This is a genomic window from Hathewaya massiliensis (assembly GCF_902143515.1).
Classification (GTDB): domain Bacteria; phylum Bacillota; class Clostridia; order Clostridiales; family Clostridiaceae; genus Hathewaya; species Hathewaya massiliensis.
On sequence record NZ_CABFVD010000007.1, the window covers coordinates 193,019 to 215,520 of the forward strand.

Annotated in this window: 26 protein-coding genes; 7 read left to right on the forward strand and 19 right to left on the reverse strand. The window is 29.3% G+C overall.

Annotated elements, in window-relative coordinates; translation table 11 throughout:
- Positions 1 to 2: 2 nt before the first annotated feature.
- From FNZ64_RS13175 to FNZ64_RS13210, 9 genes are all read right to left on the reverse strand, one after another.
- The gene (locus FNZ64_RS13175; protein ID WP_142415458.1) at positions 3 to 1,793 is read right to left on the reverse strand and encodes an ATP-dependent helicase; all 1,791 of its coding nucleotides are present in this window, start codon (positions 1,791 to 1,793) and stop codon (positions 3 to 5) included.
- Positions 1,794 to 2,054 carry a hypothetical protein gene (locus tag FNZ64_RS13180; protein ID WP_142415459.1) on the reverse strand — a complete coding sequence of 87 codons (261 nt, stop codon included), beginning with the start codon at positions 2,052 to 2,054 and terminating at the stop codon, positions 1,794 to 1,796.
- Positions 2,055 to 2,065: 11 nt separating this feature from the next.
- Positions 2,066 to 2,560: a helix-turn-helix domain-containing protein gene (locus tag FNZ64_RS13185; protein WP_142415460.1), complete on the reverse strand. Its 495-nt coding sequence runs from the start codon at positions 2,558 to 2,560 to the stop codon at positions 2,066 to 2,068.
- Positions 2,561 to 2,571: 11 nt separating this feature from the next.
- Positions 2,572 to 4,689 (reverse strand): coiled-coil domain-containing protein, encoded by a 2,118-nt coding sequence (locus FNZ64_RS13190; protein WP_142415461.1) that lies wholly within the window; start codon positions 4,687 to 4,689, stop codon positions 2,572 to 2,574.
- Positions 4,690 to 5,823 carry a hypothetical protein gene (locus tag FNZ64_RS13195; protein ID WP_207705528.1) on the reverse strand — a complete coding sequence of 378 codons (1,134 nt, stop codon included), beginning with the start codon at positions 5,821 to 5,823 and terminating at the stop codon, positions 4,690 to 4,692.
- 328 nt (positions 5,824 to 6,151) lie between these two features.
- Positions 6,152 to 6,301, reverse strand: a complete 150-nt coding sequence (locus FNZ64_RS14810) for a hypothetical protein (RefSeq protein WP_185903792.1) — start codon at positions 6,299 to 6,301, stop codon at positions 6,152 to 6,154.
- Positions 6,302 to 6,365: 64 nt separating this feature from the next.
- The gene (locus FNZ64_RS13200; RefSeq protein ID WP_142415462.1) at positions 6,366 to 6,638 is read right to left on the reverse strand and encodes a hypothetical protein; all 273 of its coding nucleotides are present in this window, start codon (positions 6,636 to 6,638) and stop codon (positions 6,366 to 6,368) included.
- A 1-nt stretch (position 6,639) separates the two neighbouring features.
- A complete protein-coding gene (locus FNZ64_RS13205; protein ID WP_142415463.1) occupies positions 6,640 to 6,807 on the reverse strand; it encodes a 4-alpha-glucanotransferase in 168 nt (55 codons plus the stop codon).
- A 123-nt stretch (positions 6,808 to 6,930) separates the two neighbouring features.
- Positions 6,931 to 7,143, reverse strand: a complete 213-nt coding sequence (locus tag FNZ64_RS13210) for a helix-turn-helix transcriptional regulator (protein WP_185903793.1) — start codon at positions 7,141 to 7,143, stop codon at positions 6,931 to 6,933.
- A 208-nt stretch (positions 7,144 to 7,351) separates the two neighbouring features.
- On the opposite strand from FNZ64_RS13210, the gene FNZ64_RS13215 reads away from it, so the two are divergent.
- Positions 7,352 to 7,876, forward strand: coding sequence for a helix-turn-helix domain-containing protein (locus FNZ64_RS13215; RefSeq protein WP_142415465.1), 525 nt, complete (start codon positions 7,352 to 7,354; stop codon positions 7,874 to 7,876).
- Here FNZ64_RS13215 and FNZ64_RS15045 read toward each other — a convergent pair.
- On the reverse strand, positions 7,860 to 7,985 hold the full coding sequence (locus FNZ64_RS15045) for a hypothetical protein (RefSeq protein WP_279233278.1): 126 nt from the start codon (positions 7,983 to 7,985) through the stop codon (positions 7,860 to 7,862). The genes FNZ64_RS13215 and FNZ64_RS15045 overlap by 17 nt on opposite strands.
- A 461-nt stretch (positions 7,986 to 8,446) precedes the next feature.
- On the opposite strand from FNZ64_RS15045, the gene FNZ64_RS13220 reads away from it, so the two are divergent.
- The 3 genes from FNZ64_RS13220 to FNZ64_RS13230 are packed head-to-tail and all read left to right on the forward strand — an operon-like array spanning position 8,447 to position 10,671.
- On the forward strand, positions 8,447 to 8,701 hold the full coding sequence (locus FNZ64_RS13220; RefSeq protein ID WP_142415466.1) for a helix-turn-helix domain-containing protein: 255 nt from the start codon (positions 8,447 to 8,449) through the stop codon (positions 8,699 to 8,701).
- Positions 8,701 to 10,320 carry a recombinase family protein gene (locus FNZ64_RS13225; RefSeq protein ID WP_142415467.1) on the forward strand — a complete coding sequence of 540 codons (1,620 nt, stop codon included), beginning with the start codon at positions 8,701 to 8,703 and terminating at the stop codon, positions 10,318 to 10,320. Before FNZ64_RS13220 ends, FNZ64_RS13225 begins: the two co-directional genes overlap by 1 nt.
- Before the next feature lie 33 nt (positions 10,321 to 10,353).
- Positions 10,354 to 10,671, forward strand: a complete 318-nt coding sequence (locus FNZ64_RS13230; protein WP_243129283.1) for a hypothetical protein — start codon at positions 10,354 to 10,356, stop codon at positions 10,669 to 10,671.
- Between the two features lie 151 nt (positions 10,672 to 10,822).
- Here FNZ64_RS13230 and FNZ64_RS13235 read toward each other — a convergent pair whose 3' ends face one another.
- Positions 10,823 to 11,944, reverse strand: a complete 1,122-nt coding sequence (locus FNZ64_RS13235) for a D-alanyl-D-alanine carboxypeptidase family protein (protein WP_142415468.1) — start codon at positions 11,942 to 11,944, stop codon at positions 10,823 to 10,825.
- A 95-nt stretch (positions 11,945 to 12,039) separates the two neighbouring features.
- Between FNZ64_RS13235 and FNZ64_RS13240 the strand changes: the two genes are divergently transcribed.
- Complete coding sequence (locus FNZ64_RS13240) at positions 12,040 to 12,567, forward strand: DUF2953 domain-containing protein (protein WP_142415469.1); 528 nt, start codon at positions 12,040 to 12,042, stop codon at positions 12,565 to 12,567.
- 1 nt (position 12,568) lies between these two features.
- Entirely contained in the window at positions 12,569 to 13,009 is a 441-nt protein-coding gene (gene ytfJ, locus FNZ64_RS13245; protein WP_142415470.1) for a GerW family sporulation protein, read from the forward strand.
- A 36-nt stretch (positions 13,010 to 13,045) separates the two neighbouring features.
- Here ytfJ and scpB read toward each other — a convergent pair whose 3' ends face one another.
- The 3 genes from scpB to FNZ64_RS13260 form a co-directional block, all read right to left on the reverse strand.
- Entirely contained in the window at positions 13,046 to 13,615 is a 570-nt protein-coding gene (scpB, locus tag FNZ64_RS13250; protein WP_185903794.1) for an SMC-Scp complex subunit ScpB, read from the reverse strand.
- Positions 13,605 to 14,357: a segregation/condensation protein A gene (locus FNZ64_RS13255; RefSeq protein WP_142415471.1), complete on the reverse strand. Its 753-nt coding sequence runs from the start codon at positions 14,355 to 14,357 to the stop codon at positions 13,605 to 13,607. The genes scpB and FNZ64_RS13255 overlap by 11 nt, the downstream gene beginning before the upstream one ends.
- A gap of 195 nt (positions 14,358 to 14,552) precedes the next feature.
- Positions 14,553 to 15,746: a D-alanyl-D-alanine carboxypeptidase family protein gene (locus FNZ64_RS13260; protein WP_142415472.1), complete on the reverse strand. Its 1,194-nt coding sequence runs from the start codon at positions 15,744 to 15,746 to the stop codon at positions 14,553 to 14,555.
- Between the two features lie 252 nt (positions 15,747 to 15,998).
- Between FNZ64_RS13260 and helD the strand changes: the two genes are divergently transcribed.
- A complete protein-coding gene (helD, locus tag FNZ64_RS13265) occupies positions 15,999 to 18,284 on the forward strand; it encodes an RNA polymerase recycling motor HelD (RefSeq protein ID WP_142415473.1) in 2,286 nt (761 codons plus the stop codon).
- Between the two features lie 238 nt (positions 18,285 to 18,522).
- Here the strand turns inward: helD and FNZ64_RS13270 are convergent, their stop codons facing one another.
- The 5 genes from FNZ64_RS13270 to FNZ64_RS14865 form a co-directional block, all read right to left on the reverse strand.
- Positions 18,523 to 19,827 carry a pyrimidine-nucleoside phosphorylase gene (locus tag FNZ64_RS13270; protein WP_142415474.1) on the reverse strand — a complete coding sequence of 435 codons (1,305 nt, stop codon included), beginning with the start codon at positions 19,825 to 19,827 and terminating at the stop codon, positions 18,523 to 18,525.
- A gap of 291 nt (positions 19,828 to 20,118) precedes the next feature.
- Positions 20,119 to 20,772, reverse strand: coding sequence for a stage II sporulation protein M (gene spoIIM, locus FNZ64_RS13275; RefSeq protein WP_142415475.1), 654 nt, complete (start codon positions 20,770 to 20,772; stop codon positions 20,119 to 20,121).
- Positions 20,773 to 20,844: 72 nt separating this feature from the next.
- Complete coding sequence (locus FNZ64_RS13280; protein WP_142415476.1) at positions 20,845 to 21,363, reverse strand: NUDIX hydrolase; 519 nt, start codon at positions 21,361 to 21,363, stop codon at positions 20,845 to 20,847.
- Between the two features lie 148 nt (positions 21,364 to 21,511).
- Entirely contained in the window at positions 21,512 to 22,333 is an 822-nt protein-coding gene (gene spo0A, locus FNZ64_RS13285; protein WP_142415477.1) for a sporulation transcription factor Spo0A, read from the reverse strand.
- Positions 22,296 to 22,502 (reverse strand): hypothetical protein (locus FNZ64_RS14865; protein ID WP_207705529.1); only part of this gene is annotated, 207 nt, incomplete at its 5' end. The genes spo0A and FNZ64_RS14865, both read right to left, overlap by 38 nt.

Genomic DNA, 22,502 nt, shown 5'->3' on the forward strand with positions numbered 1-22,502 from the left:
CTTTAACCCTCCTTAAACATTTCACTTATGAATTGGCTTTCTTCTATAGGTACTTCATCACCACCCCAATTCAAGGTTTTCTTGGATCTAGTGATATATAATTTTTCTTTTGCCCTAGTAATTGCTACGTAGAAAAGCCTTCTCTCTTCTTCTAAATCTCCACGTTTTGAAGGAAATACATTTTGGTTCATGCCTGCTACAAATACTGTGGGGAATTCCAATCCTTTGGAGCCATGCACTGTCATAATTTTTACTGCATCCCTTTGCTCCATTAATTTCTCTTGTATATCCTTCATGTGTATCCATTTTAAAAATGCTGATATATCTGTGCTTTCTCCTAAATCTCTTTGAATGTTTTCCCATCTCCCTATAACATTTAAAGCTAACTCTATTTCTTGTATTTTGTTTGTTCTATTTTCTTTTGAATACTTTAATGGGATTTCTAATTTCCATGCAGCTATATTAAATGCTTTAGAAGCTTCTGAACACTCTTCTGTTATATAAGTGTGTATTGAATCTAATCTCTGCATAAGCTCCTGAACCTCTTCTATACCTTCTAGTGCTTCCATGAAATCAATGCTTTCGTCTACCATTATTTTCTCTAATTCTTGCATTTTAAGTGCATTTAATCTCTTTGTAGGGAAGTTTATTACCTTCCTTAGAGTATTATCATCTTGAGGGTTTAAAACCACTTCTAAAATGCTTAAAATCATTCTTACATCATATTTTTTTAATGGATCCTCTTTATTGCTTAATACCTGGTATGGAATATTGAAAGCTTTAAATGTTTGAATAAAAGGTTCCATTTGTTTATTTGTCCTAGTCAATATTGCATAATTTGAATACTGACTATCTTCAAGTATCTTTCCTGCTATAACATTTACTTCATTTGCTATGTTTTCAGCTTCAATGTATTCTATTTCAGCACCAGTTTTATTAGCTTTTAAGACTTTCTTAGTTTGATTTTCATTGTGAGCTATAAGATTATTAGCTGCAGTAATAATTGCTTCTGTACTTCTGTAATTATCTTCAAGTTTTATGATTTCACAGTTAGGATAATATTTTTCAAAATTAATGATATACTCTGGTTTAGCCCCCCTCCATGTGTAAATATTTTGAAAATCATCACCTACTACAAATAAATTTCTAGGATTTAGAGCTTTTATAATCTGCATTTGTATATCATTTGTATCTTGAAATTCATCAACAAACATATATTCATATTGACTGCTATAATTCTGTTGAACCTCTGTATGCTCTGTAAGAAGTTTTAAAGTTTCAGTAAGCAACATATCTAAATCCAATGCATTATTTCTTTTAAGCACCCAGTAATATTCGTTAATTGCCTGTTCCTCTTCTCCACAATCTAGTTCCCTACTACCATCAAGCACTGCTAAAACTGCTTTAGTGTTTGTATATTTACCATAACTAAATTCTTCAATGATCTTAGAGATTATCGCTTCTCTATCTTCCTGGTCATAGATAGTAAATTCTTTATCATACCCTAGGAGATATCCATATTCTTTTAGGACCTTTACACAAAATGCATGGAAGGTATTACAAAATAAATTTTCTCCTTCTGATCCTATGAGTTTTATAACTCTTTCCTTCATTTCCTTACCTGCAAGTCTAGTAAATGTTAAGGCTAACATACTGCTACAACCTACTCTATTGTTGTATAAATGAGCTATTCTGCTAGTTAAAGTACTTGTTTTCCCTGTGCCTGCTCCTGCTAAGCAAAGTATTACTTCGCTTTCACTTTCTACCGCTTTTATTTGAGCTTCATTAAGCATTTACTCACTTCCTAACTTTTTATAATAATCAAATAATTTCTTTTTTCTTAATTCATAAACTTTAGCAAGAACAGTTCCATGAGTTTTACCTAATGCCATTGCTATATCAGCTTTTTTCATTGAATCCCACATTGAACACATATATATCAAATCATCTTTTGTAAATGGTTTACCGTGGTTTTCATGAAACTCTGGATTGTATCTCATTCTATGGTTTGAAGCTGTGTATTCTATTCCATCAACTTCATAGGTTTTAGTCATGTTTATTCACCTCACTTTACCTCTAAGGTTATTTCAAAATCTGTTCTTTTGTTTAATTCCTCTATTAAGTCTTTAGTCTGTATACTGGATAAATCTATCTCTTTAGGGTTTTCTCCCATTATTTTGCTTATGGGTATATTTAAAGCTTTCGCTATTTTAGTTAAAGTTTCTATACTTGGGTTTCCCTTTTGCTCTAACTCTAGTTGTTGTAAATAAGAGGCTGAAATTCCAGCTATTTTGGCTAATTGTTCTTGGGTTAATTTTGAAAGTTTTCTATACTCTTTAATTTTTTCTCCTATGCTATTATTCTTTTCATAGTTACATAACTTGTTAATATCAACTCCAAGAGCTTGAGCTATTTTAGTTAATGTTTCAATATTGGGGTTTCTTTTATTGTTTTCATAATTCCATATAGCATTTTTAGATAGTTCGCATCTGATCGCCAATTCTTGTTGAGTTAACCCTTTTTCTTTTCTTAAATGCTTTATTTTATCTCCAATATTCAAGGTATCACTTCCTAATTATTGTTTAAGTCCCAAACTTTAAATCCCTCAACTTCTGTAACACCAATAACACCACTTAAAATAATGTTATCTAGCTTATTACATATCTTGTTTAGTCCTTCTATAACTCTTTTAAAGTTGTCACTATCAAGGTTTTCAATATTATCTATAGCAAGTATTTTGCACTTAGGATTAGCCTTCTCTATAAATGTTGTAAGCATTGCTATAAGTAATATCATCTGTTGTCCTGTACTTAGTGCATCAAAGTTTCTTTTATCTCCAAACTTATCTTTCCAACCAAACTGGAATACTTCTTTTCCTCCAGCAGTTTCAGTTGTAAAATAAAATTCATTTTCTATTCCCATTGCACTTAAATTGCCTTGAATATCTACTTGTATAGGCTCTAAAGTTTCCTTAACTAATTCCCCTTGAAGTCCTTTTGCTCCTAAGGTTTCATCTAAAGACTTAAAGTTAATATAGTTGTACTCTGCTGTCTTACTATCTATCATGCTTGATTTAAGGTTAGATAGAGTTGTTTTAGCTTTTTCCTGTTCATCTATTTTAGTTTTCAAGGAGCCTATATTGTTTCTAATGCCTTCTGCCTGTTTTTCTAAAATGTCAATTGGTGCTATAGGATCTACTGGTTCATTTTGAAGCTTACTTAATTCCTCTTTTAATCTAGCTATCTTTTCAGTTTGTAAAGTATCAAATGACTTAGCTTGATTTAATAAATTTTCTAACTTGTTTATTTCTGCATTTATAGAGTTATTATTTCTATTAGCCTGCAACTCTTCTGTAGATAGCTTTTTACTTTCTTCCTGAAGCTTATTAATCTCTTCTTCAATAGCTTTATATTTTTGGTCTAACTCTTTATATGTGTCAGCAAGTATTTGTCTTTGCATTTCCTTAGTTTTGTTTTGACCTTCTGTATAAGCTACAAATTTACTAAAGTCTTTATTGCAAGCTATTTTGGGATCTAGTACACACTTACCACCAACTTTTTTAACCTTGTTTACTAAGTCTGTACTTGTAGATATTTCAGCCTTAACCTTAAGTCCATTTTCTTTTACTTCATTCATGTCATTTGTTAATTTCTTTAAGTCATTTCTTTTTTGGTTTAACTTCAGGTCTAATGTCTGTAGTTTTTCTGAATTGTCAACTTGCTTAATTTGTGCCTTAAACTCTTTTATTTTATTTTCAGTTTCAGCTACTTTTATAGAACATTCTTTAAGCTGTTCATCAGCTATAGCTTGTTTAAGCTGCTCTATTTTCTCTAACCTTGCATCTATATTCTTTTTCTTTTGAGTATCTTCACTTATCTGTTTTTCTACCTTTACAAGCTCTGCTTGAAGCTTTTCTATTTCTTCTTTATTTGATTTAAGGTTTCTATCTGTATCACTTAATTTATTTTTTAATTCTCCAAGTTTTTGTACTGCAGCAGTAGCTCTTTTCTTTTCATCATTCCAGTAACTTAATTTAGTTTTAGTCCAATCAATCATGCTTTGAAGTCCTGATGTAATATCATATTTTTCAGGATACTCCTTCAAAACATCTGTAATAATTGTTTCCATAAGCTCATATTGTTCTGGACTATTAACCTCTAATTCTGTAGTTAGAAGATTATTTTGTAGATAATCCTTAACTTTGTCTTTAGTCCATTTATCTGAATTAAATCCTGCTAAGTTATATATAAACTCTCTTCTTTTGCTATCTGATAAACTTAGAAATTCATTAAAATCTAGCATTACTGGTAAACTTCCTAATTCAGAAAGTATCCTAGCTTCCTTTTCAGCTATTTTAGTTTCACCTTTTGAAGGGCTAACATTTAAAGATTGCTGAATACTTTCTTTAGTTGAACCATCTTTACTTTTAGTTACCTTTCTCTTAAACTCTCTAGTGAAATTAAAATCTTCTGTATTAAGTCCAACCACCATGCTATCTGCATTAGACAACTTAAAGGTTTCATCTGATTTCTTACCTTGACCTGGAACATAACCTAAAAGTGCAACTCCTAAAGCTTGAAGCCTTGTAGTTTTACCTACTCCATTTGAACCTATGATTATGTCTTTACCTGTAAGCTCCTGCACAAGGTTTTGACCTTTGATATTCTCCATTACTATTCCTTTTATCATCTAAAACACCTCACTATCTAATTTTGAATTTATAAGTGCCTTAGCCATTTCAAGTTGACCTACTGTTAAGTCTTCAAGTGGCTTTCTGAAATTCTCTTGAATTACCTTATCAAACTCTTCATCACCTAGAATGTTCTTGCTTTCTTCTAATCCCATTCGTAGTTGATTCTCTCTTTCTTTCTCTTGCTTATTTGAAACCTCTACCTTTTCCCTTTCCTGGATATCTATATGTTGCATTGGTTGAGACCCTGTGCTTTCAGGTAATTCTGGGGTAATTTCTTCTTCATCTCTTGATGTGTATAAATCTTCTTCTTGAATTTCATCTATTACATTTGCATCTATAATATCTACTTTTGTTCCTTTGTAATTTTCAATATTCTTACCTTCTTCAGCTATCTTTGCAAGTTTAAGAAGATCCTCTCTAGTAAGGTCATGTGTCCAACCATAAACATCAACCATTCCAACATGGTTTTTATCTGGACCTGTAGTTTCTACATAAACCTGACTTAATGATGGGTGTTTTTTTAGGACGTTTCTTTCTGCTATGGTTTGTGCTTTTCTTTCTGCAAATAATTTGTTGTTTATATAAGTGCTAATAGCTTTAAGCACCTCTTTGTCTTCAGGATTTACCCAAATTCCTAAAGGACCTTCTATTCTGTAAAAAGCACCTCTTCTTTTTTCTTCTTCCGTTAATGAAGTTTCCATACATACTTTCCCACAACTTTTGTTATATTGGACCTTTCCCATTAAGTCCTGTATAAGATACATTTGTATGTCATAAAGTAGTGTTGAACTTGTTAGGACTAAGTTACCTATAGGGCTGTATCCTATGGCTATTTTTTTTACCCAAACTTTGCTTATGGATCCACTTTCTTTATCTATAATTGGATAAGGATTAACAACTACTGTTCCATCAGGTAAAGTAAGTTTTTCAGGAGTTATAATACTTACACCTGCAAACTTATTCATTTCGTTATAACCTGCAGCGGTAATCATTGCTTTACCCTGTATAACTGCTATGTGGCCTTGCTTTTCATGAAGCTTTAACTTAGCCCTAACAGCCTTAATTCCACCTGACGGGGTTTGCTTTATAAATACTTCTCCGTCTCCTAATTTGGCTATTTGGTTTGACATAAGATCCTCTCCTTTTCACTTTGTAAAAAATTAATGTGGCTTTTATATATCTCTCTAGTCCCTTTATCATGAGTGTGAAGAATTTTTCTTCTTAATTCCCTAACTCTTTGTTCTAAAAGCTGTGCTTGTGTCATTTTAATCACCTTATTTTTTTTATTTAGTCAACTTTCTCAACTCGCTTGCATAGAATATATTGAGAAAGTGTTTTCTTTTTTAAGAAAAGTATTTTTTTAAAAAAGGCTGTTTAGCCTAACAAAAACAAAAAACCAACTATATATACAAATAAATGTATAAAATAGTTGGCTCTAGTTCTGGCTCATAAAACAACCTAAGCTGTTGGCTCTGACTTTGGCTCGTTTTTAACTTCTATTTCCTGTCTACACTTTTTACATTTAATGTAGACACCTTCTATCTTTTTAGAAGGATTTATCATTAGCATTTTTTGCCCGCATGTAGGGCATTTATACCACTCTTTCATATTATTCCTCCTGTAGCATTTCACTTATGCTTTTTGTCTCCTATTTTTTATTGATTTCTATCCCCTAGTTTACCTTTCTAATCCTAAGTGTATTGATTGAATCATCTTCTTCGATAACATAATTATCTGTTGCTATTACAGTGCATACTTCTATTTGCCCCATATAAAGATTTATAAAAATACGATCTCTATCTGAAAACCTATGTTTTACGAATTCTACACTGGAAACTACACCGCTTTTAAAAATAACTCCATTTAGTGAAACATATAAATTGGGTTTAACATTAAAGCTTTGCACTGCTTCTAATTCATCACATACTATCAAGTGTTTATTCACGTTATCCCTCCTTTTTATAAAACTCTATAAGCTTATCAATTTCTTCTAGAGGTAATGTCTTCGCAAGAACCTTGGCTATTGCCTTTGCTTTTCTGTTTTCAAATTCTTCTTCATTTTCTGGTGTAGTATAATGAACTGTAACAGTCTTAACTTTGCTTTTTCTAGCCAATGTTCTCCTCCTCTCGAAATTACTCTCTATTTTTTAATATATGATTTATATTGATAAGTGTGATAATTCCAAAGCCCCCTTTTGTTCACTAATTTAATTTTTTTAATTCTACATAAACTAATGTTACATAGTAACTTTTAAGTTGACTTCCTTTTCAAAAAAAATACTATAAGGTGCATCCAGTATTTCTATTAATTTTTTTGCTTCTGCTACTGTAAATAAGTCTGGATTATTTTCTTTTAAATTGTAGGTAGAGATACCCATCTTCATGCGTTTAGATATCTCTTCTTGATTTATACCTTTTAAGGTTCTTAAAGCTCTTATAACGTTTGACATAATTTCACCTCCACTCATGATGTCACCTTGTAGTTGACTAACTATGGTTTTATTATAGTCAACTTTAAAGTTACTGTCAATAGTATTTTAATCATTTTCAATAAAATTATTCTTGTTTTTAATAAAAAGTATATTTAAAAGTGACTTTGTTTTATATAGTCAACTAATAGTTTATAATATTATGTAGTGAAAGAAATGGGGTGATTCAATGAGTATAACTGGAGACAGAATAAAAAACGAAAGAAGAAATTTAAAGTTGACACAAGAACAACTAGGAGAGAAAGTTCATGTTACTAAACAATCAGTTAGTAAATGGGAAAATGGGACTAACTTACCTGAGCCTCCAATATTAAATGAATTGGCTAAAATATTTGATTGTACTGTCGATTACTTATTAGGTAATACAGATGTAAGAAATAGATTGGAATCAAGTTTATTTGATGGGACTGGACACACATCAAAGGCTTTAAATAAATTATTCGATAATGAAAAAGAAGGTATAGACGAAAATTTATTATTAAATTATGCTTTAAAAGTTCTTAAAGAAAACTATAACAACTTAGAATCAAAAGAAGACCGTTCTGCAGCTGAAACTACTCTATCTATATTAAATGCTTTAATAGATACTGGGGCTTTAAATGAAGATAACTGGAATGAAGACACAATGAATATTATAAAATCAGCAATAAATATGTATATTAAAAACAGAAAGAAGACTACGTCTCAAGAGTAGTCTTCTTTTTTTCTAATTCATATTTTATATATTCACTGAGAACTTCTATTTCGATTAAGTTTTCATTCCCCCTAATTAATTCTATGATATCCCTTAGACATTTATCCATATAACCCCTCCTGTATTTTCAGTTGATATTATATTATATCCCCTTAGGTATTAAAATGCATTTTCCGAACTTATGTTCGATATAAAGGTTAAAAACAAGGTCTTTACATAGCATAATTCAAAAAATACTTACGAAACTTTAATCAATATTGCCTAAAGTCAACAGTATGCATTTTTTTATTATGTATTAAACTATGTAAAAACCTCGTTGTGTATTTTATAATGTTTTAAAACTACAAGTTAGATAATATCATATATTAATCCAAAATTCAACTACATTAAACAAAATTTTCACATAGATTATAATTTAATTGTATAACAAAAAGTTAGCTCTGTCCGAGCTAGTGCTCGACTTCTTATAACCTAATTAACATATAATGTATCTTTATGTAATATATTTATAATTATTTATATTTGAAATTAAGTTATAATCTAAAAGATAGGTTATAGAAAGGATACAAAATGCAACAAAAGGTAAATATAAAAAAATACAGAGAGAAAAAAACATTAAGCCAAAATAAACTTGCTAAAAAAATTGGAGTTAGCCAAAGTTATTTATCTGCAATTGAAAGAGAAGAGAAAAGCCCTACAATACGTATGCTATTTAAAATTGCACATGAATTGAATGTTTGCCCTAGATTGCTAATACGTTGTACAATAGAGTGTAAATATTGTACTAAAAAATATAAATGTTTATGTGATTTGGGGGATAAATAATGATTGTAGCAATATATTCTAGGAAATCTAAGTTTACAGGTAAGGGCGAAAGCATAGAAAATCAAGTGCAGATGTGTAAAGAGTATATAAAAAGAAACTTCCCTGAAGAAAAATATGAATTTAAAATTTATGAAGATGAAGGTTTTTCAGGAGGGAATACTAATAGACCTAAGTTCCAAGAGCTACTTAAAGATGTTAAGAAAAAGAACTTTGATATACTTATATGTTATAGATTAGATCGTATAAGTAGAAATGTAGCAGACTTTTCTTCTACCCTTGAGCTTCTTGAAAGTAATAATGTAAGCTTTGTATCTATTAAAGAACAGTTTGATACCTCCACGCCAATGGGTAAAGCAATGGTCTTTATAGCCTCTGTCTTTGCGCAATTAGAAAGAGAAACTATTGCTGAACGTGTTAGAGATAATATGCTCGAACTTGCTAAATCCGGTAGATGGTTAGGTGGCCAAACCCCATTAGGGTTTGAAAGTGAACAAATAATCTACATGGATCAAGAGTATAAAGAAAGAACAATGTATAAATTGTCTCCAATTAGTGATGAGCTTAAATTAGTTACGTTAATTTATAAGAAGTACTCTGAATTGAAATCCCTTAGAAAAGTTACACAATGGCTTTTAGAACATAAATATAAAACTAAGTTAGGAGCTGAATGGAACGTTAGAGCAGTATCAGATTTACTTCAAAACCCTACTTATGTAAAGGCAGATGAAAAAGTTTTTGAGTATCTAGAAAGATTAAAAATAACATGTGTTGGAACTCCTGATGGCAAGCATGGGATTTTAACTTATAATAAAAAGAAGGGACAAAATCAATATAGAGATACTACAGAATGGATAGCAGCTATAGCTAAGCATGAGGGGATAATAGAAGCAGACAAATGGCTAGAAATACAATCTACACTAAAAGCCAACAAAACAAAAGCACCTAGACTAGGCAAAACTCATAATGCTCTTTTAACTGGGTTAATAAGGTGTGATAAATGTAACTCTCCTATGACTGTTATACATGGTTCTAAAGATAAGGAAGGCAATACAAGGTTTTACTATGCATGTTCTATGAAAATAGCTTCTAAAGGGACCAGATGCAATAATGAAAATGTTAGAACTATTGATGTAGAAAAAGCAGTTATAAATGAACTAAAAAAAGTAACTAAAGACAACGGATTACTTGTTAAGGAACTATCTAAAGCGAAAGAAGAAGTTGCATCACAAATAGATAATTCTAATGAATTAGATCTTCTTAATAGTTCTTTAAAAGTTAAGGAGACAGCTATAGAAAACTTAGTAAAGCAGTTATCCCAGAATTCCTCTTCTACTGCGGCAAAATATATAATTGATGAAATTGAAAAGAATGAAAGTGAATTAAATGAAATAAAAGAAAAACTCAGTGTTATCACTTCAAGAACTGAAAAAAATAAAAAAGTTGATATTAACATTGATTTTATAATAAACCAATTACAGAATTTTTCACAATTAATAGATGAAACAGAAGATATTGAACACAAAAAATTCTTACTAAGTTCTGTATTAGATAAAGTTACATGGAGTGGAGATACTGGAAATATAGATGTTAAGCTGTGGGGAGCACATAAAAAAAAATAGGTTCCCCACTGGAACCTTCTAACATGGTTAATCTTGGACAAAAGTTGCGATTTGTTATGTCTAGCAGAAGCTATTTGTACTGGTTCATTAGCTGGGCATAACGCAGCAAGATACTTGGCTAATAAAGCACTTTTAGCTATACCTAAAGAAAGCTGTATAGGTGATATTATATCCTATGCAAACTATAGGCTACTTCAAAAAAATGACAAGAAGAGTAGATACACCTTTGCAGGTTCAGTATACTTTGATAGAATGAAGGAGTTTGGACTTTACACTACAGACGTAGAAGAAATAAAAAATAGGATAGAAAAACTAGAGCTTACAAATATATTTTCAGAGAAGCTTATTTAAGTTATTAACTTTTTTATTTTTACCTATATAAATTAAAAACTGCATAGAAAAAAACTTAGGCAAGAATGTTCTTATTAAAGACATTCTTGCCTAATTTAAGTTTAATATCATAACTAAATATAAGTTATATTTAAAAATTATACTTTTAAGTTTAAAACCCACTCTTTAGTTTTTCCATAAAAGTTTTTTCATTAAGTATTTCATCTTTGTTAAAAACTGGATAAGAATAAATTTCTTTATCTCCCTTTAACACCCTTAATTCCCCTATAAAAGAGTCCTTATGAACTTTTGTATCTTTTAAATTAAATTCATTTATCTCTAATTTACAATTAAAGTTTTCTCCATTTTTTATTGGTAACTTTATATCTTCATTAACATATATAGGAATTACCTTGCCCTTTTTATCCTTTACTTCTCCTACAATATCACCCTTATTTTTTAAAGTTACTTCTTTAAAGTTTCCTTTTACATATTCATAAATTTTCTTACTCTCTTGCCACCTTGCAGAACAATTTAATGTTACTACAATAACTTCTCTTCCATTTACATCAAAGGAAGAAACTAGACATTTACCTGCTTTCCCTGTATAACCTGTTTTAACTCCTGTACAATCAGGAATACTATATAGTAACTTATTTATATTATTATAGTCTCTTGTGAATTCATGTTTTTCTTTAGTAATTTCTTTGCTTTTAACTATATCATCAAAAACTTTATTTCTTTTTGCTGCTGCAGTTATTAGTGCTAAATCATAAGCTGTTGTATAATGGTTATCGCTATCCAATCCATGTGGAGATTCAAAATGAGTATTAGTCGCTCCTAATCTTAAAGCTTCTTCATTCATAAGCTTTAAAAATTCTTCTACAGAACCTGATATTCCCTCCGCAATAGCAATTGCTGCATCGTTTCCTGATTTAAACATTAATCCATACAATAATTCTCTTAAAGTAACCTTTTCTCCCTCTTTATATTTTATGGTAGAACCGTGTATTTTATCTGCTCTTTTAGAGATTGTAAATTCTTTATCTAATTCACCATAATTTATAGCAACTAGAGCTGTAAGAATCTTTGTTGTGCTTGCCATTGGTATTACCTCATATGCATTTTTTTCATATAAAACCACACCTGTTTCCTTGTCTAAGGCTATGGCACTTCTGGCATTTACATGGATATTTTTGTTTATTTCTTTTCCGTAAACAAAACCTACATTAAAGACCAAATTCAATATAATTATGCTAGCAAGTAAAAAACTTTTATAAATATTTTTATTCATACTATCATCCCTTCACAATAAATTATTTATTCTCTTATAAAAAAGGAATAATTGGATATAATAACTAAAAGGTTAAGAAAAGTCTGGAGGAAATTATGAAATACTTAATTATAATAGGAATAATTCTATGTCTTATTTTATTTTTCCCTGTACCTTTAAAAATATATATCCTATTTATAGAAAAAGAATTAAATATATATGTTTATAATTTTAATATAAAAAATAAAAGCTTTAAAAATAAACCCATAATTGAAAGCCTTAGTGAATCTATAAAGAGTTCTAAATTTAAGCTTAGTAATATTGCAAAAGCTAAATCATCTTCTTCAAAAAATAAAAAGAAAACAAAACTTAATTTTAATATATCTGTTAATTATAGTCTAGATGATGCTTTTGAGACTGCTATTTTCTATGGAATTATTTATGGTAGTTTAAATATACTTTTAACTTATTTGTCAAAGTATGTGATTTTAAAACCCTTAGTTATTAAAGTAACACCAGAGTATAATACTGAAAAATTAGATATAAAGATTAAAGGTATAATTTACTTGAATTTAGTAAAAATTATATATATATTAGTAAAATTATATATAAGCTCTAAGAAAGATAAAGTTAGGAGGACTTAAAATGTCAAATAATCATCCAATTGATAACTTATTGCAAAACACTATGGAAAGTCTTAGAACCCTTGTAGATGTGAATACTATTGTAGGTGATGCTTTTAAAACTGCTGATGGAAGTACTGTAATTCCAGTTTCAAAAGTTTCTATGGGATTTGCTTCTGCAGGAACAGATATTCCAAATTCTCAAGGAGAAGAAAATAAAGGTGAGGATTTCCCTTTTGGGGGTGGTTCTGGTGCTGGTTTATCTGTAAAACCTGTAGCTTTTTTAGTTATTAAAGGAGATAAATGCAGAATGGTATCCCTAAATTCTGAAACTACAGCTGATAGACTGATTGATTCTGTTCCTCAATTTTTAGAAATTATAAAAGATATGTGCAAAAATAAAGAGCAAGATAAAAAATGTCATAAATCTCAAAGCAATAAGGAAAACATAGATAATGATTAAAAAATTGCCCGTAATAAGAATTTATTACGGGCAATTTTAAGATTCTAAATCAAATGCTATGTCTTCCATATTAGGTAATTCATTCAATCCCTCTAATTCAAAATACTTCAAGAACTCTGTAGTAGTACTGTATAATATAGGTCTACCTGGCATATCCTTACGACCATTTTCCTTAATTAAACCTTTTTCTTGAAGAGTAGCAAGGGCACGATCACTTTTTACTCCTCTTACTTCATCAATTTCAATTCTGGTAATAGGTTGTTTGTATGCTATTATGGATAAAACCTCTAATGCTGCTTGAGATAATGATTGTCTTGTATTTGTTTTTAATAGTTTTTGTATATATTGTGAGTTTTCGCCTTTGGTAACTAACTGATATGTATCTTGAAGTTTTATAACCTTAATTCCTCTACTATGCTCTTCATAACTCTCCATCATGTTTTGCATTACCTTAATTGCAAACTCCTTACTACACTGAATTATATCTGCAATAATTTCTATACTTAGAGGATCGCCTGAAACAAATAATATAGATTCAATTATGGAAAAATATCTAGCACTATCATGTATGGCTTCTATTTCTATTTGTTCTTCATTATTTATCAACTTGTTCCACCTCTTCCATATATATTTCTGTAAAATTATTTTCTTGAATTACTTTTATTCTTTTTAATCGTATTAATTCTAGCATTGCTAAAAAGGTTACAATAACCTCTACCTTGCTTTCACATTGAAAAACAATATCTGAAAAATAGCCTCTTTTTTGTTGTCTGAATATATGCTGAAGATAATCCATCTTATCTTCTATCTTATACTTATCTATAGATATTCTCTTGGGTATTCTATTTCCAAGATTTTGTTTACTATAATAATTATTTATAATTTCGTTAAAAATATTATATAGTTTTAATAAAGTTATATTCTTTAAAAGTTCTTTTAAATCTAAGACCTTATCCTCTTCTATTATTTCAGCAGGTTTAGAATATACTACTCCCTCATTATTTTCTTTTTTACTTAAAAATTTAGCAACTTCTTTAAATTTCTTATATTGAATTAACTTCTCTATTAATTCTTCTTTTGAATCTGCCTCATTGGACTCCTCCTCATCATCTATGGTCACTTTAGGCAATAATTCTTTTGACTTTATTTCTAAAAGAGTAGCTGCTATAACTACAAATTCTGAGGCAACTTCAAGATCCATTTCTTCCATAGCTTTTAAGTATGAAATATATTGATAAGTAATCTCAGAAATTTTAACCTCATAAATGTTCATTTGATTTTTTTTAATAAGGTGTAGTAAAAGATCAAAAGGTCCTTCAAAATTTTCTATTTTAATACTAATAGACATGTAAATCTCTCCAAATTTTATTTTAATAAATTGAAATTTAATTTATTAAATGAATTTTAAAACTAAAAACTATAGTTATAGAATAAAAACATATTAATTATATCATTTAACCATGAGTTACTTCAAGAAATAAACTTTTAGTACTATTAAAAATTCCCTTACTTTATTAAATAATAAAGTAAGGGAATAAAGGTTTTAAATTGAATTATCAAAAATTTTACTTAAATTATCTTTTAAATTGTTAAGGAAGTTGCCTGCTTTTAAATCTCTATCTGAATAGATTTCTATTTTCCCTATAGGTTTTCCATCCATTAAAACATCACAGTGACCTATAATTTCTCCTCTCTTATATTGCTTTTTACTTTTATCTATAACTATTTTCTTTTCAATCTTGGTTTCCTGTCCTCTTTCTACAGGTATTGAAAACTCTTCTTTAGCTCGAGCAATTAAAAATTTATCGCCCTTTTTATTAAATACAATTTTTTCTACCTCTTCACCTTTTTTTACTATGTTCTTAAACTCAAATTTTGAAAAACCATAATTCATAAGATTGGATGCATCTTTATTTCTTACTTTATATGTTGGTGCTCCCATAATTATTGATAGCATCCTAACATTATTTTTAACTGCTGTAGCTGATATACAATATTTAGCCTCTTGTGTGTATCCAGTTTTTAGTCCATCACATCCATTAAAAAATCTTACCAACTTGTTATGATTAACTAGTTCAATAGGACTTTTTCTTCCTTCTGATATGGTTTCCATATAAGTACCAGTATATTTTAGAATTTTAGGATGTTTAAGTAATTCTCTAGACATTATTGAGATGTCATAAGCAGTTGAAATATGCCCATCCTTTGGCAATCCTGTACAGTTTTTAAAAGTAGTTTTATTCATTCCTAATTCTTTTGCTCTCTTATTCATTTTTTCTACAAAAGCTTCTTCACTACCACCTAAATATTCCGAAAGAGCAACTGCCGCATCATTTCCTGATGCTATGGCCACACCTTTTAATAATTCTTCTACAGTCCTGATTTCTCCAGTGTCTAATAACATTGTACTTCCACCCATTTTTTTAGCATTTTCGCTAACAGTGACCTTATCACTTAACTTTATTTTCCCACTATCTACGGCTTCCATGGTTAAAAGCATAGTCATTATTTTTGTAACTGAAGCGGGAGCATATTGTTCATGCTGATTTTTTTCAAATAGTACTTTCCCAGTAGTAGGTTCTATTAATAATCCAGATCTTGCTTCAATATCTAGACCTTTAGTTTCTGTAGAAGATTTATTCTCCTTTTCATTACTCACAGCTAATACATTGCTTGTAAATAATGAAAACATGAATATAGTTGATATAACTAATGCTAAGAATTTTTTTCTTTCCATATTTAATCCTCCCAACTTTGATTTACAACTTTATTTTTACCAAAACCGCGTAATATTATCACAAATAACTTAAGATTACATGCAAGAATTTCTTAGCAAAAAAGGTATAGCATTCTATATAGAAAGTTTTTAAGATAATAAATTTCCCTTTTTCCTTAATTTATAATAAAATATATATAGGTTGTAAAACTTCTCAGTCCCATTGAAATTATTAACTGTTTATAGTAAAAATTTTATCATGGAGGAAAACCTATGACTGCTCTTAACCATCCTGAATATAAATCTGAATTAAAAAGACTATGTCATACTCTTGAATATCTAGAATGTTTTAATAAAGACGTGAATAAACACAAAATGGAGATTGATTATGCTGTAGAATACAGTAAAAGTCACTATAACTCAGATAATGCAGAACAATTCAATGAACTAGTTATAAACGAAGTGTTACAAAATAGTATGAAAAACAAACTTAAAAATATAGCCAGAAGTTTAGAAAAACCATATTTTGCTAGAGTGGATTTTAAAGAAAATACCTCAGATAAGATTGATAAGTGTTATATAGGTAAAATGTCACTTTTAAATGAGGATACTGAAGAATTTCTAATTATAGATTGGCGCTCCCCTATAGCAAATCTATATTATGAAGGTAGGCTAGGAAAAGCTAGCTATGTCTGCCCTGATGGAGACATATATGGTGAAATTTCTTTAAAAAGACAATACACTATAGAAAATGCTGAACTTAAAGAAATATTTGACATAGATATAACAACTAGTGATGATTTTCTTCAAGCCGCCTTAGGTTCCAATAAGGATAATAGATTAAAGGACATTGTATCTACTATTCAATCTGAACAAAACAAAGTCATTAGGGCTAATATGTGGAAACCTCTTATAGTACAAGGAGCTGCTGGTGGAGGTAAAACCACTATAGCTCTGCATAGAATTGCCTATCTTATGTATAATTACGAAAACACCTTAACTCCTGAGAATTTCATGATAATAGCCCCCAATAAATTCTTTTTAAGTTACATATCAGAGGTTCTTCCTGAACTAGGTGTAGAAAATGTAACTCAAACTACTTTTGAAGATTTTGCGTTTACATTGATAGGAAAAAACATGGGTAAAAAACTAAAGTTAACATCACCTAATGAAAAACTTTCATCAATAATAGAAAATTCTCTGCAGAATGACTTCAAAGAAAATGAAGCAATACTAAAGGCTTCAACTTTTAAATCTTCTCTCCGTTTTAAAGACTTACTCCATAGATATTTAAGATATATAGAATATCACTATATTCCTAAAGAAGATTTTAAAGTCCATAACTTTGTACTATTTACTTATAAGGAAATTCAAAGACAATTTATTAAAGATTATAGCAATCTCCCTCTTACAAAACGCATAGATGAAATTAAAAAAAGTCTGTTAAATAAGGTACAACACCAAAAAGATAAGATATTAGATCGTGTAGAACAAGAATATGAAGTCAAATTAAATGAAGTAAGGGAATCTATGGGTGATTGCAAGGAGAGAAGAGCCATAATTATAGAAATTATAGATGAAAGAGATAACCTTATTTCAAATATCAAGAAAGGTCTTAAAACAGCAATAAAAGATTATGTTTCTAAAATGCCTAAAAGATCTGTGCTTGTATATTATGAAAATTTCCTTATAAATCTTATAAAGCTTAAAAGTGATGAAGATGATTTAGAATTAATAAATTATATAAAAGATTATTCCTTAGAAAACCTTAAAAATAAATATATTGAATTTGAAGACTTAGCCCCTTTAATGTACATATCCTTATTTATATATGGTGTAGATGAAAAGAGAAACATAAGGCATATTGTAATTGACGAGGCACAAGATTTTAGTATATTTCAATTTTATGTTTTAAAAAAGATAGTTAATAATAGCTCTTTTACAATTCTTGGGGACCTGTGCCAAGGCATATATAGTTATAGAGGAATAAAAGACTGGGCCCATGTGGAGAATTATGTATTTAATGATGATGATTGGTCATATCTTTCCTTAGAACAAAGTTATAGAACAACTATTGAAATAATGACTTCTGCAAGCAAAGTTATAGGAACCTTAAAGGATCCTCGTCTTCCAGAGGCAAAACCAGTAATACGTCATGGAGAAGAAGTTAAGATTTTTGAAAAGGATTGTCTTAAAGAGATTGTAAAGGATATTGATATTAGAATAGAGGAACTGCCTAAACTTGGTTATAAATCCATGGGGATAATATGTAAGACACTGGATGAATGTATAACTCTTAAATCTCTTTTAAAAAACAAGGACAATCTTACACTTATAACTGGAAAAGAGATGAATTATTCTGGAGGGATTGTTATAATACCTTGTCATCTAGCAAAAGGATTAGAATTTGATGTGGTTATTATAGCTAATGCTTCAAAGGAAATGTATAAAGAAAATGAGTTAGATGTAAAACTTCTTTATGTGGCAATGACAAGACCACTTCATGAACTCTACATTTATTCTATTAAAGAAAAAAGTAATTTACTTTTAAACATATAATAACTTAATCAGAATCTTCATAAAAACTAAACACTCATAAGTTAAAATTTGTTTTTAGCATAAAATAAATTTACCTTTATCTCATAATTATATAAATTTAAACCTTATTCTAAATAAGCTAAGGAAACTTAAAGCTTCCTTAGCTTATTTTCTCTATTTAATTTTCTTCCTTATAGATACTAAATCATACCAAATATTAAAGTCAGTATTTAAAATTGAATAGTTTCTTTCTTTAAAGCTATTTAATTACATCATATATAAGAGGAACGTCATCCCCTAATTTTTCTTCAATAACATAACAATTTAAAAGATCCCTACATGCTTTTTCTATAAACTCTTCATTATTTGCATGAATATAGGCTAAAACTTCTCCCCCTTCTACCCTATCTCCTCTTTTCTTATTTAAGACAATTCCTACTGCAAGGTCTATTTTACTTTCTTTTGTTGCTCTTCCTGCTCCAAGCTCCATAGCAACTACACCTACTTTTTCACTATGAATCTTTGTAACATAACCTGATTTAGTAGATTTTACTTCATATATAAATTTGGCTTTTGGTAGAAGATTAGTGTTTTCTATAATATTAGAATCTCCTCCTTGTGCCTCTACAAATTCTTTTAATTTCTCTAGTGCTGCTCCAGATTCTATAGTTTTCATAAGCATTTTTCTAGCCTCTTCCTCTGAATTAGCACCACCTCCTAGAACTACCATATGACTTCCTAGAATAAGACAAAGTTCTAGTAAATCTTTTGGTCCCTTTCCTTTAAGTGTATCTATAGCCTCTTCAACTTCAAGAGCATTTCCAATTGCAAGACCTAGTGGCTGATCCATATCAGATATTATAGCTACAGTTTCCCTTCCTACACTTTTACCTATCTTCACCATTTCCTTAGCTAAAACTCTTGCATCCTCTGGAGTTTTCATAAAAGCTCCTTCTCCAACTTTCACATCTAATACTATAGCTTCTGCTCCTGAAGCTATTTTTTTGCTCATTATACTAGATGCTATTAATGTCACATTATCAACGGTTGCAGTGACATCCCTTAAAGCATAAATTTTCTTATCTGCAGGAGCTAAATCTCCTGTTTGGCTAGCTAAAGCAAATTTTATTTTATTTACGTTTTCAATAAACTGTTCTTCTGGTATGTTAACATTAAATCCACTTATAGCCTCTAGTTTATCTATAGTACCGCCTGTATGTCCAAGTCCTCTTCCAGACATTTTAGCCACTGGAATACCAACTGAAGCTACCATAGGCCCTAAGATAAGAGTTGTGGTATCTCCAACTCCTCCAGTACTGTGCTTATCAACCTTTATGCCATGAATTTTAGAAAGATTTAAGATATCTCCAGAATTAGCCATAGCCATAGTAAGATCTGCTGTTTCTCTTTCATTCATCTTATTTAAGAATATTGCCACTAATAGGGCTGAAGCTTGGTAATCTGGTATTTCTCCCTTAGTATAGTTTTCTATGAAGAAGCTTATCTCTTCCTTTGTAAGTTCTTCAGAATTCCTCTTTTTTAGAATAATATCATACATTCTCATTTCTTCTTCACCTCATGTTTTTAAAGTTAATTAGATACTATATAATAATTCTTGTTTTTAACTAATAACTAAAAAATAATCTTATTATATAATAAAAATAGGTTAAAAAAAATTCACTTTTCTTAATACTATTATACACAAAAATACTATTCCCCTCACTATATTTTTTCATAATATATGCCCTACCATATATTTTTATTAAGTTTGGCAGAATGACCCCAAAAAACAATAATATAATAAAACTCTTTAAAATACTTACTGAAAAATTAAAAATCTCCCTTTTATTAATCATTACATCATAAACCCCAGTGCATTACTTAAATAATTAAATATATTAGGTGCTATATAAGCCTCAATAAAAAATCCTAAAAACATAATAATAAATACTAAAATAAATTTTAAAGAATAGGATATGACTTCTACCAAAATTCCATTATGTAATCTGCCCTTTAATATATTAATAGAAAACTCCATTGCATATACTGATAAGATCATAATACATGGAATGAATATTATATTTTGTAATAAAATACTTCCTATGCCTACCCATATTCCTTTTATTCCAAAATTGTTTATTATAAAATAAAAGCTAAATCCTAGAGCATATCCTTTTAATATATTTAACCCTAATATTACAGGTATGCCCACAATAGTCATACCCAAAAACCAAAGCATTAATACAAACGGAACATAATTAGAAATACTACTTATTAAAATGTCTATACTTGGTATGCTCTCTGATTTCAAGATATTTAAAGAACTATCAATCCACTTTATTATGGAAGACTTATCTCCACTAGGCATATATTTAACATTATAAAAACCCAATACAATACCTGTAGATAAGAAAATAAGACATAATAAATAAAGAAAAATATTATTGTTTATATGATGTAAAATTCCTAAAGATTTAATTTTAGATTCTGTACTCTTAACTTTTATCATAAAAAAACCTCCTATATCCCTAGTTCATATTTAAATATTTATGATACAGGAAGAATTTATATTCTTAAATTTTTACAAATAAGCTAAAGAACATATGGTCTTTGCATCTGTTATCTCACCATTTCTAATCATATTATTTATTTCTTCTATGGTATGAGTTTCTATAGATATAAACTCATCTTCATCCCCACCAAAATTCCCTTCCTTTAAATTTGAAGCTTTAAATAGGTGTATACATTCATTGCAAAACCCTGCTGATGTATGAACTTTACCTAAATATTCAAGTTCTTCTGCTATAAATCCTGTTTCTTCTTCTAACTCTCTTAAAGCACATTCTTTAATATCCTCATTAGGTTCCAACTTTCCTGCTGGAATCTCTAATAAAACTCTATCTATAGGCTTTCTAAACTGTCTTACCATTAAAACTTTATTTTCCTTATTAAAAGCAAGTATAGCTACAGCCCCAGGATGATTTATAATTTCTCTTTTTGATTCTCTTCCATTTGGCAATTCTACTGTATGAATGCTTAAATCTAATATTTTACCTTTATAAATAATTTCTTTGTCAATGGTTTTTTCAAAAAATTCCATTTCACTACCTCCAAAATAATATTTATATAATTATTATACCATTAATAACGTATATTATTTAAAAAAATAAAACATCTCGTAATTGTTACTATGTAACAATTAATAAGAGATGTTCAGTTATTCTTTATTCTTAATTCCTAAAGTTAAATTATCCTACTCTATTATTTTTAAGTCTTAATTTATCAGCCACCATTGCTATAAACTCCGAGTTAGTTGGCTTTCCCTTACTGTTATGGATAGTGTATCCAAACAATTTATTAATAGTTTCAACTTGTCCCCTACTCCAAGCTACTTCAATAGCATGTCTTATAGCTCTTTCTACTCTGCTAGGGGTAGTATTATATTTTTTTGCAATAGAAGGATACAGCTCCTTAGTAACTGCTGATAAAAGCTCTACTTTTTCTACTACCATACTTATAGCTTCCCTTAAGTACATATAACCTTTTATATGAGCAGGCACTCCTATTTCATGTATTATGCTAGTAATTTCTCCCTCTAGATCAAAAGGTCCGTTAGAATTATCTTTTCTTATAGGAGCATTATCACTTTCTACACTAATAGGTCTTTTTACATCTTCATTTGTTATAGTATTATTAAACATTTGTCTTATTCTCTTTGTAAATACATCCATATCAAAAGGCTTAACAACATAATAGTCAGCCCCTAAAGTAATTGCTCTTTGAGTTATTCTATCTTGTCCAACTGCAGATAATACAATTATCCTAGGCATTGGATTTAATTGCATACTATTTAACCTCTCTAAAACTCCTAATCCATCAAGATGTGGCATTATAATATCTAGTACAACTAAATCCGGTTTTTTTTCTTCTATTAATTCCAATGCCTCTATTCCATCTTTTGCAATTCCTGTTACTATTATATCTCGTTGACTTAGTAAGTAATCATTTAGAATATTACAAAATTCTTTATTATCATCTGCTATTACTACACTTATTTTTGAATTCTCCATATTTATAATTCCCCTTTACAATTAAATTCCATTTCCTAACAATTATTAATTTCGACATAACCCCATGAATTCCTCCTAAATAAAGTAAAAAAAAATATTTTTTCTTATTTTTTACTTTAAAGGTAAAAGGATAACATGTATATCCTTTTACCTTAACTATTATTGTACT

Bases quoted from the DNA above. Each gene is read 5' to 3' on its own strand.
- FNZ64_RS13225 (WP_142415467.1), top strand. From the start codon at position 8,701: ATGATTGTAGCAATATATTCTAGGAAATCTAAGTTTACAGGTAAGGGC.
- helD (WP_142415473.1), top strand. From the start codon at position 15,999: ATGACTGCTCTTAACCATCCTGAATATAAATCTGAATTAAAAAGACTA.
- FNZ64_RS13220 (WP_142415466.1), top strand. From the start codon at position 8,447: ATGCAACAAAAGGTAAATATAAAAAAATACAGAGAGAAAAAAACATTA.
- FNZ64_RS13235 (WP_142415468.1), bottom strand. From the start codon at position 11,944: ATGAATAAAAATATTTATAAAAGTTTTTTACTTGCTAGCATAATTATA.
- FNZ64_RS13175 (WP_142415458.1), bottom strand. From the start codon at position 1,793: ATGCTTAATGAAGCTCAAATAAAAGCGGTAGAAAGTGAAAGCGAAGTA.
- spoIIM (WP_142415475.1), bottom strand. From the start codon at position 20,772: ATGATAAAAGTTAAGAGTACAGAATCTAAAATTAAATCTTTAGGAATT.
- FNZ64_RS13180 (WP_142415459.1), bottom strand. From the start codon at position 2,054: ATGACTAAAACCTATGAAGTTGATGGAATAGAATACACAGCTTCAAAC.
- FNZ64_RS13215 (WP_142415465.1), top strand. From the start codon at position 7,352: ATGAGTATAACTGGAGACAGAATAAAAAACGAAAGAAGAAATTTAAAG.
- FNZ64_RS13280 (WP_142415476.1), bottom strand. From the start codon at position 21,363: ATGGAATTTTTTGAAAAAACCATTGACAAAGAAATTATTTATAAAGGT.
- FNZ64_RS13240 (WP_142415469.1), top strand. From the start codon at position 12,040: ATGAAATACTTAATTATAATAGGAATAATTCTATGTCTTATTTTATTT.
- FNZ64_RS13255 (WP_142415471.1), bottom strand. From the start codon at position 14,357: ATGTCTATTAGTATTAAAATAGAAAATTTTGAAGGACCTTTTGATCTT.
- spo0A (WP_142415477.1), bottom strand. From the start codon at position 22,333: ATGGAGAATTCAAAAATAAGTGTAGTAATAGCAGATGATAATAAAGAA.
- FNZ64_RS13270 (WP_142415474.1), bottom strand. From the start codon at position 19,827: ATGAGAATGTATGATATTATTCTAAAAAAGAGGAATTCTGAAGAACTT.
- FNZ64_RS13195 (WP_207705528.1), bottom strand. From the start codon at position 5,823: ATGTCAAACCAAATAGCCAAATTAGGAGACGGAGAAGTATTTATAAAG.
- FNZ64_RS13190 (WP_142415461.1), bottom strand. From the start codon at position 4,689: ATGATAAAAGGAATAGTAATGGAGAATATCAAAGGTCAAAACCTTGTG.
- FNZ64_RS14810 (WP_185903792.1), bottom strand. From the start codon at position 6,301: ATGAAAGAGTGGTATAAATGCCCTACATGCGGGCAAAAAATGCTAATG.
- FNZ64_RS15045 (WP_279233278.1), bottom strand. From the start codon at position 7,985: ATGGATAAATGTCTAAGGGATATCATAGAATTAATTAGGGGGAATGAA.
- FNZ64_RS13210 (WP_185903793.1), bottom strand. From the start codon at position 7,143: ATGTCAAACGTTATAAGAGCTTTAAGAACCTTAAAAGGTATAAATCAA.
- FNZ64_RS13260 (WP_142415472.1), bottom strand. From the start codon at position 15,746: ATGGAAAGAAAAAAATTCTTAGCATTAGTTATATCAACTATATTCATG.
- ytfJ (WP_142415470.1), top strand. From the start codon at position 12,569: ATGTCAAATAATCATCCAATTGATAACTTATTGCAAAACACTATGGAA.